This window comes from Streptomyces sp. NRRL S-37, assembly GCF_000721605.1.
GTDB lineage: Bacteria > Actinomycetota > Actinomycetes > Streptomycetales > Streptomycetaceae > Streptomyces.
Genome location: NZ_JOIZ01000041.1, coordinates 22495 through 29702, shown reverse-complemented (window position 1 = coordinate 29702; position 7208 = coordinate 22495). Strand labels below are relative to the sequence as shown.

Sequence of the window (7208 nt, the reverse complement as noted above, 5' to 3'; positions counted from 1 at the left end):
GACGGCATACGAGATTTCTGCCTGTCTCGTGGGCTCGGAGATGTGTATAAGAGACAGGCCCCGGACCCCGCTCCTCAAACGCCGGAAGGGCTGGGTTGGGCAGAGGGGGCTGGGTTGGGCAGAGGGGCTGGGCTGGGCAGAGGGGCTGGGACCTCTAGCGCAGGGCGTCCAAAAGGGCTGCGCCGGTGAAGAGTTCCACTCCTACGGTGATGGCGTGTTCGTCCACGTCGAAGTCGCCCTGGTGCAGGTCGCGCACGGTGCGCTCGCCCGGGGGGCGGACGCCGAGGCGGGCCATGGCGCCGGGGACGTGCTCCAGATACCAGGAGAAGTCCTCGCCGCCGAGGCTCTGTTCGGTGCCCTCGACGGAGTCGGCTCCGCGCCGGGCGATCATGGCGTCGCGCAGCAGCTCGGTGGCGCCGGCCTCGTTGACGACCGGCGGGACGCCGCGCACGTAGGTGATCTCCGACTTGGCGCGGTGCAGGTTGGCCACCTCGTCGATGGCGGCGACCACGACGTCGGGGGCCTGCCGCCAGGTCTCCAGGTCCAGGCAGCGCACGGTGCCGGACAGCTCGGCGTGCTGCGGGATGACGTTGGGAGCGTGGCCCGACTCGACCCGGCCCCAGGTCACGGCGAGTCCGCTGCGGCTGTCGACCCGGCGGCCGACCAGCGCGGGCACGTCGGTGACGACCCGCGCGGCGGCGGTGACCAGGTCGGTGGTCAGGTGCGGGCGGGCGGTGTGGCCGCCGGGGCCGTCGAGGGCGATCTCCAGCCGGTCGCAGGCGGAGGTGATGGCGCCCTCCCGCAGCCCGATCTTCCCCGCGTCGACGCGGGGGTCGCAGTGCACGGCGAGGATCCGGCCGACGCCGTCGAGTCCGCCGTCCTCGACGACCTCGGCGGCGCCGCCGGGCAGCACCTCCTCTGCGGGCTGGAAGATCAGCCGCACGGGGCGGGGCAGCAGGTCCTGGCGGTGCAGTTCGGCGAGGACCAGGCCGGCGCCGAGCACGACGGTGGTGTGCACGTCGTGGCCGCAGGCGTGGGCCCGGTCGGGCACGGTGGAGCGGTAGGGGCAGTCGGCCTTCATGTCGGGGATGGGCAGGCCGTCGATGTCGGCGCGCAGGGCGAGCATCGCCGAGTCCGTGCCGGCCTCGTCGTCGGTTCCGATGTCACAGACCAGACCGGTGCCGCCGGAGAGGACGCGCGGCTTCAGGCCGGCCTGCTCGAGGCGTTCCTTGATCGCCGCGGTGGTGCGGAACTCCTGGTGACCGAGTTCCGGGTGCATGTGCAGGTCGCGCCGGAAGGCCACGAGTTCGGCGCGCAGGGCCTCGGGCAGCGCGCCGGGGAGCACCGCTCCCCCGGGGAGATCGATCTCGGACTCCAGTGACATCAGTGGTTTCACCCTTTGAAGGGTAGGGCGCCGGAGCCGTCCGCTGCCCCCCGATCAAGAAAAATCAGCCCGTTGGAGGGAGAAAATCCGGCTGCCCTACGCATAGCTGTGTATTGAGGTGGGTACACTCACCGCCTTTTTGCGAGGGTATAGGCCGTTGGCCTGCCGGTCCATGAGGCCGATCACACTCCGGGACATGGTTCCGGCACCCGTCCACTCCTCACGGTTACCACGATCGGCCGAGGGCACGCGGGCCGGTTCATTCGGCGGATGCCGGCCGCGGTGCGGGGGCAGCTCCGGTCCGAGGCACCCGCCATCGGGGAGTCCGGTGGCGTCACCGGTATACCGCCTCTACTCGGCGCCGAGAACGCGGAGGCCGTGATGGAGGCGGAAGTCCTCGTAGTCCTTGAGGTTGAGAGTGGCCAGCGGCAGGTCGTAGGTGAGGGCGCTGGCGGCGATCCACATGTCGTTGGCGGGGCGGGGCCGGCCACGCTGTATCCCGGCGGCGGACAGACGCCCCCAGGTGGCGGCGACGGCTTCGTCGCCCGGAAGGACAGGGACGTCGGCAAGCCAGTCGGCGAGTTCCTGGCGGCTCCGGGTGCCCCAGTGGCGGATCTCCATCCACTTCGTGAGCTCGCCGTAGGTCACGAAGGTGATCAGCGGTTTGCGGCCGATCAGGCGGGTCGCCAGTGGTCCGGTCAGCTTGCGCTTGTGCAGCAGGGAGGCGACGTCGGTGTCGAGGATGACGGGTTGCATGCGGCGGGCTCAGGCGGCGTCGCGCCGGCGCTCGGCGTAGGTGAAGGCGAGAAACTCCTCCAGCTCCTCGTCCGACTCGAAGGTGTCGGCGGCGAGGTCGTCCAGGGAACGGATCGGCTGGGTGTTCTTCGCCGCCAGCAGTTCCTCGACCGACACGCGTGGCCTCGGCTGCGGGTGGCCGAGGCCGTCGGATGCGGGCGTGCTCATCGGGACCTCCAGCAAGGCGAGAACCGGCTCAACGGCCAGCATACGGGCGCTCTCACCTGGTGCCATCAGGTTTCGCCGACATGAGCGAGCGCCCGAACACCCGCTCCCTTCCGGCGTCCGGGGCTCAGACCGCCGGGACCGTCCGCAGGTGGTGGGCGGACCTGGCCGTGTCGGTGACGTTGGCCAGGAAGCCCTGGGCGCGGGGGGAGGCGTGCGCGGTGAGCCAGGCGGGGTCTATGTCGCACACCACGACGCGGACACCGGTGCCGGCGAGGGCCAGCGGGAGGGTGTGGACGACCGTGGAGGGGAAGCTGAGGACGGTGGAGCCGATGGGGCCGCGCCGGGCGATGAGCTCCAGCGGCAGCTCGGGGCGGACGATCTCCAGCCCCGTCCCGACGGCGAGCCGGTGGAGCTTCTCCGTGCTCTCGCGACGGTGGGCGAAGTAGCGCTTGGCGCCGTGCGTGGCGGCCAGGGCGCGTACGGCCTCCAGGTAGGCGTCGGCGTCCACCACGCCGGTCTCCACCAGGGACGTGCCGACCATGTCGGCGCCCCGGGTGACGCGGGGCGGGCCGAAGCGGTCCCGGGTCCAGGCGAAGGTGTGGGAGCTGACGGTGACGCCGGGCGGGGTGTCCTCCATGGGCATGGAGGTGAAGACCTCCACCGTGCGGTTCGCGCCGGGGGTGAGCCGGCGCCGGGCGGCGGCGGACACGGGGGCGAGGACGAGTTCGCGGGGGCCGGGGCGGCCGCCCTTGCGGTGCCAGCGCACCAGGCGTTCGCCCCGGGCGAGCTGGCCGACGAACTCCATGGTCGCGGTGCCGTCGTCGACGACGACGACCTCGCGGGCGCGGGTGATCGTCAGCAGCAGCTGGACGTAGCGGGAGAAGGGGTCGCCGAGGACGACGCGGGCGGCCCGGCGGAGCGGGACGGTCAGACCGCCGACCGTCTGGAACGGTGCGCCTGCTCCTCCCCGCGCCTCCTCCCAGCGGACCTCGTGGCCCTCCTCGCGGGCCAGCTCCGCCATGCGGCGCAGCTGGCCGCGGGTCATGGGGTCGACCGGGGACAGCACCACGAGGGTGAGCCCCACGCCGGGCGCATGCGCGTGCGCCCACTCCAGCACGTTGAGCAGTTGTACCGGGCTCTCGACGAAGGCGAGAGTGTGGGGGCCGGACCGGCCGGCGCGGGGGCTCATCGACGTACGACCGTTCCCGTCGTAAGGGATGGGTGGGTTCGGTGGCTTCAGACGGCGAGGGGCTCGCCGGCGGCGGCGGCGATCTCCGCCTCGGCGACCACGCCGGTGACGCGGCGCAGCTTCTTCATCGGGCCGAGCTCGGACTCGTAGACCTTCTTGACGCCGTCGCCGAGGGAGGCCTCGATGGTGCGGATGTCGCGGACCAGGCGCTGCAGGCCCTGCGGCTCGACGGAGGCGGCCTGGTCGGAGCCCCACATGGCGCGGTCGAGGGTGATGTGGCGCTCGACGAAGACGGCGCCGAGGGCGACGGCGGCGAGGGTGGTCTGCAGGCCGGTCTCGTGGCCGGAGTAGCCGATCGGGACGTTCGGGTACTCCTGCTGGAGGGTGTTGATGACCCGCAGGTTCAGCTCCTCGGCCTTCGCCGGGTAGGTGGAGGTGGCGTGGCAGAGCAGGATGTTGTCGCTGCCCAGGACCTCGACGGCGTGGCGGATCTGCTTCGGGGTGGACATGCCGGTGGAGAGGATGACCGTGCGGCCGGTGGCGCGCAGGGCGCGCAGCAGCTCGTCGTCGGTGAGGGAGGCGGAGGCCACCTTGTGGGCGGGGACGTCGAACTTCTCCAGGAAGGCGACGGCCTCGGTGTCCCACGGGGAGGCGAACCAGTCGATGTTCTTGCTCTTGCAGTACTCGTCGATCTGGCGGTACTCGTCCTCGCCGAACTCCACGCGGTGGCGGTAGTCGATGTACGTCATCCGGCCCCAGGGGGTGTCGCGCTCGATGTCCCACTGGTCGCGCGGGGTGCAGATCTCCGGGGTGCGCTTCTGGAACTTGACCGCGTCGCAGCCGGCCTCGGCGGCGGCGTCGATCAGCTTGAAGGCGTTCTCGATGTCGCCGTTGTGGTTGATGCCGATCTCGCCGGTGACGTACACGGGGCGGCCGGGGCCGGCCTCGCGGGTGCCGAAGGTGCGGATGCGGGAGTTGGTGCTCATGACCTGGCGTTTCCTTACTTGGGGAGGGAATCGAGAGAGGGACCGAGGATCCAGCCGGCGATCTCTCGGATCGCGCCGTCACCGCCGGGGAGGGTGGTGACCGCGCGTGCGGCGCCGCGTACGACGTCGTGGGCGCTCGCGACCGCCACGGGCCAGCCGACGAGGGCGAAGCACGGGAGGTCGTTGACGTCGTTGCCGACGTAGAGCACGCGCTCCGGCGCGATGCCCTGCTCCTCGCACCACTGCTTCAGTGCGAGGTCCTTGCGGTCGATGCCGTGCAGCACGGGGAGCCTGAGCTTGCGTGCGCGGGCGGCGACGACCGGGTTCTGTTCCGTGGACAGGATCAGCAGTCTCAGGCCGCTGCGGCGCAGGGCCGCGATGCCGAGTCCGTCCCCGCGGTGCACGGAGACGAACTCCCGTCCGTCGGAGTCGATCAGCACCCGGTCGTCGGTCTGGGTGCCGTCGAAGTCGAGGACGACCGCGTCGATGTCGTCGGCGGTCGGGAGGGCGCCGGGCCGCTCCGCGTCGAAGAGCGGGGCGAGGGCGCGGGCCCGGGCGAGGTCGTGCGGGTCGTCGATCTCCAGCACGCGGGCCGGGTCGGTGCGGACGAGTTCGGTACGGCCGAAGAAGCGGTGCCGGTGCGCGCGGAAGCCCGCCGCGTCCATGGCGTAGGCGGCGCCGGTCTCCAGGAGGTCCTGGGGGCGGTCCTGACGGCGGGGGCGGAAGGACTTGTCGTGGTTGACGCCGTGGCCTCCGGTGGCGGTCAGGCCGGCGTCGGCGGAGGCGGTCACTTCACCGGCCGGGGCCGCCCCGTCCGCCCCGTCGCGCCAGATGAAGCCGTGGAACGGGGCGACCGTCACCGCCGTGTCGGCACCCTGGTCGGTGACCGCGGCGGCCACCCCGTCGATGTCCTCGCGGAGCAGGAAGGGGCTGGTGCACTGCACGAGCAGGACGACGTCCACGGGGGCGCCGTGCAGGGCCTCGTGGGTGTCCATGGCGTGCAGGACGGCGGCCTCGGAGGTGGCGGTGTCGCCGGCGATGGCGGCGGGCCGCAGCACGACCTCGGCGCCGGCCTGCCGGGCGGCGGCCGCGATGGCCTGGTCGTCGGTGGAGACGACGACGTCCGTGACGTACCGGGAGGCGCGGCACTCGCGGACGGCGCGCGCCACCAGGGGGACGCCGCCGACGGGGGCGAGGTTCTTCGCGGGTACGCCCTTGGAGCCGCCGCGCGCGGGGATCACGGCGAGCACACGGCGCACCGTCGGCGGGTGGGACATGGGATCAGCTCCTTGAGCAGGGGTCGGGCCGGTCACAGTTCGCCCATCCGGCGGATCACCGGGGCCACGCGCTGCACGCCGTGCCGGTAGGCGCCGCGCGCCGCCCGGCGCACGATCTGCCGGACCGGTCCGGGCTCCCGGTCGGCGGCGGGGGCGCCGGGCAGCGGGGTGCCGTCCGGGCCGAGGTGGTGGCGGGCGAGAATGCCGGGCAGGTAGCCGGGCGCGGTGACGGGCGTGTAGTACGGGGTGAGGGGCGGCAGTCCGCCGGGCCGGCCGAGCAGCCCGGCGATGCGCGCGCGGGCCGCGTCGAAGGCCGTCCCGTACGAGCCGTCCGACGCGACCCCCTGCCGGGCGACCCACTCCGGGTCGGGCTCCGGGCGGTGTCCGTCGTCGAGCTGGTCCCAGGAGGCGAGGCAGCCGGAGCCGAGGAAGTGGTGGTTGCCGAGGGATTCCCGGATGCCGAGGTCGGTGAGGACCGCGGTCGGGATGCGGCGGTGCAGCGATTCCAGGGCGGCCGTGGAGCTGACGGTGACGAGGAGGTCGGTCCGGTCGAGGACCTCGCCCATGTGCCCGTAGACCAGACGGAAGTTGGGCGGCAGGTCCTGCCGCTGGGCGAGCTTCTGGTAGGGCAGTTCCTCGATGTGCGTGGTGTGTTCACCGGGCTTGGAGCGCAGCTTCAGCAGCACCTCGCGCCCGGGGTGCCGGCGGGCGTGCCGCACCAGCCGCTCCAGCAGGTACGTACGGTCCCTGCGGCTGTCCGGGACGGAGGGCTGGGCGGCGAACACGACCGTATAGGGGTCGTGTTCGCCCTCGTACGCGGCCCCGCCGAGGAACGGCAGCGCGACCTCGGTCACCGAGGAGGCGTCGGCGCCCACGCCTTCGTACACGGCGCGGAAACGGTCCGCGTCCTGGCGGGAGTTGGCGAGCACCAGGTCGGCACCGTGGCGCAGCAGCAGACCGTCGGCGAGCTTCTCGTAGACGACACCGACGTATCCGGTGACGACGACGGGCCGCCGCGGCCGGTCCTCCCAGGCGCGCTTGAGTCCGTGCAGCATCGCCTGCACCCCGCCGCCGACCAGGGCGAGCACGAGGAGGTCGTACGACTCCTCGCGCATCGCGCGCAGGAACTCGACGGCGGTGACCTCGCGGAGCGAGTCCGCGGTGACGCCGACCTCGCCGAGCTGGCGGGCGGTGGGGGTGGCGCGGCCCCGCAGCAGGAATCCGTCGAGGAGGATTCCGCGCGGAGCGACGCGGTTCGCGGTGAGCGCGCCCCATTTCCACCGGGTGTCGGAATCCGCGAGGACCGCGACCCTGAGAGGCTTCGTTGCACTTGCTGGCACGTCGAAGACGCTAGGAAGCGAATTCTAGGCATGGCCCAACCGTGAATCAACGAGAAGTTAACAACACAC

7 protein-coding genes are annotated in these 7208 nt (G+C 72.3%); all 7 read right to left on the bottom strand.

Annotated elements, in window-relative coordinates:
• Positions 1–154: 154 nt before the first annotated feature.
• The 7 genes from IH50_RS0135785 to IH50_RS0135755 all read right to left on the bottom strand — a co-directional run bounded on the left by IH50_RS0135785 (position 155) and on the right by IH50_RS0135755 (position 7139).
• Positions 155–1384, bottom strand: a complete 1230-nt coding sequence (locus IH50_RS0135785) for a M20 family metallopeptidase (protein ID WP_030872342.1) — start codon at positions 1382–1384, stop codon at positions 155–157.
• Between the two features lie 351 nt (positions 1385–1735).
• Complete coding sequence (locus tag IH50_RS0135780) at positions 1736–2140, bottom strand: type II toxin-antitoxin system VapC family toxin (RefSeq protein WP_030872329.1); 405 nt, start codon at positions 2138–2140, stop codon at positions 1736–1738.
• 9 nt (positions 2141–2149) lie between these two features.
• Entirely contained in the window at positions 2150–2347 is a 198-nt protein-coding gene (locus IH50_RS0135775; RefSeq protein WP_030872326.1) for a hypothetical protein, read from the bottom strand.
• Positions 2348–2471: 124 nt separating this feature from the next.
• Positions 2472–3536, bottom strand: a complete 1065-nt coding sequence (locus IH50_RS0135770) for a hypothetical protein (RefSeq protein WP_030872315.1) — start codon at positions 3534–3536, stop codon at positions 2472–2474.
• 47 nt (positions 3537–3583) lie between these two features.
• A complete protein-coding gene (locus IH50_RS0135765; RefSeq protein ID WP_030872313.1) occupies positions 3584–4522 on the bottom strand; it encodes an N-acetylneuraminate synthase family protein in 939 nt (312 codons plus the stop codon).
• Between the two features lie 14 nt (positions 4523–4536).
• The gene (locus IH50_RS0135760; RefSeq protein WP_030872308.1) at positions 4537–5799 is read right to left on the bottom strand and encodes an N-acylneuraminate cytidylyltransferase; all 1263 of its coding nucleotides are present in this window, start codon (positions 5797–5799) and stop codon (positions 4537–4539) included.
• Positions 5800–5831: 32 nt separating this feature from the next.
• Positions 5832–7139: a DUF6716 putative glycosyltransferase gene (locus tag IH50_RS0135755; RefSeq protein WP_030872306.1), complete on the bottom strand. Its 1308-nt coding sequence runs from the start codon at positions 7137–7139 to the stop codon at positions 5832–5834.
• Positions 7140–7208 lie beyond the last annotated feature (69 nt).

Excerpts from the sequence above, each read along its gene's own strand:
- IH50_RS0135785 (WP_030872342.1), bottom strand. The coding sequence starts at position 1,384 with ATGTCACTGGAGTCCGAGATCGATCTCCCCGGGGGAGCGGTGCTCCCC.
- IH50_RS0135780 (WP_030872329.1), bottom strand. The coding sequence starts at position 2,140 with ATGCAACCCGTCATCCTCGACACCGACGTCGCCTCCCTGCTGCACAAG.
- IH50_RS0135775 (WP_030872326.1), bottom strand. The coding sequence starts at position 2,347 with ATGAGCACGCCCGCATCCGACGGCCTCGGCCACCCGCAGCCGAGGCCA.
- IH50_RS0135770 (WP_030872315.1), bottom strand. The coding sequence starts at position 3,536 with ATGAGCCCCCGCGCCGGCCGGTCCGGCCCCCACACTCTCGCCTTCGTC.
- IH50_RS0135765 (WP_030872313.1), bottom strand. The coding sequence starts at position 4,522 with ATGAGCACCAACTCCCGCATCCGCACCTTCGGCACCCGCGAGGCCGGC.
- IH50_RS0135760 (WP_030872308.1), bottom strand. The coding sequence starts at position 5,799 with ATGTCCCACCCGCCGACGGTGCGCCGTGTGCTCGCCGTGATCCCCGCG.